Here is a 977-nt window from a genome sequence, read left to right on the forward strand (position 1 = left end):
GGTGTAATGGACATTATTCATGCTGTCATAGGGTCTAACGCTATATACTGTCTATATTTGCAAGGAATGAACGCCATGAATCAAAAAACTGCCCTTTTTGTAGTGATAAACACACCAAGAAGAATGGACGTAAGCTAGATAAACAGCAGTATCAATGCCTAGCTTGCAGACGGCAGTTTTTAGGTGGCAAAAGACTCAATAACCAAACACTTTGGACTGAATATACCCAAGGTAAACAGACTTACCAACAACTGGCTGATAAATACCACTGTAGTCTTAAAACCATTCAAAGACGCTTAGATAAAGTCAGTATCGAGTATCAGGTTAAACGACCAAAGACTGCTAATATCATCATGGACACCACTTACTTTGGTCGCAAGTTTGGTTTAATGGTCTTTATGGATAACACCACTAAAACCGTTCTTTATTACGTGATAGTCAGTCATGAAACTAATAGTGCTTATAAGCAAGGGATTGATCACCTAGCGTCGTTAGGCATTGATATACAAAGCATTACCTGCGATGGCAGACGAGGACTGAGGACGCTATTTACCGGTATACCTTGTCAAATGTGTCAGTTTCATCAAGTACAAATAGTGACCCGCTACCTCACTCGTCGCCCTAAGAACATTGCCAGTATTGAGCTTAGACAGCTCGCTTTAAACATAATACAGCTTGATAAGACAGCGTTCATAAAGCGCTTAGATCACTGGTATTTGACTCATGAAGCCTATCTTAGTGAACGTAGTACCAATGAGGATACTGGTAGAACGTGGTACACGCACAAGCGTCTTAGAAGTGCTTATCGTAGTCTACGAACCAATAGTAACTGGCTGTTTACTTATCGAGAATATGAGCACTTAGATATACCAAATACGACCAATTTTCTTGAAGGGTTATTCAGTGAGCTAAAGCGACAATTGCACAGTCATCATGGGTTAAATGAGTACCGTAAGTTACGGTTTATTAAAGACTTT

Annotated in this window: 1 protein-coding gene; it reads left to right on the top strand. The window is 39.8% G+C overall.

Going from position 1 to position 977, the window contains the following annotated elements; translation table 11 throughout:
- Positions 1-353: 353 nt before the first annotated feature.
- Positions 354-977 (top strand): hypothetical protein (locus tag EI162_RS14975; protein WP_192524965.1); only part of this gene is annotated, 624 nt, incomplete at its 3' end.

This window comes from Psychrobacter sp. FME6, assembly GCF_014861365.1.
In the GTDB taxonomy this organism is placed as follows: Bacteria; Pseudomonadota; Gammaproteobacteria; order Pseudomonadales; family Moraxellaceae; genus Psychrobacter.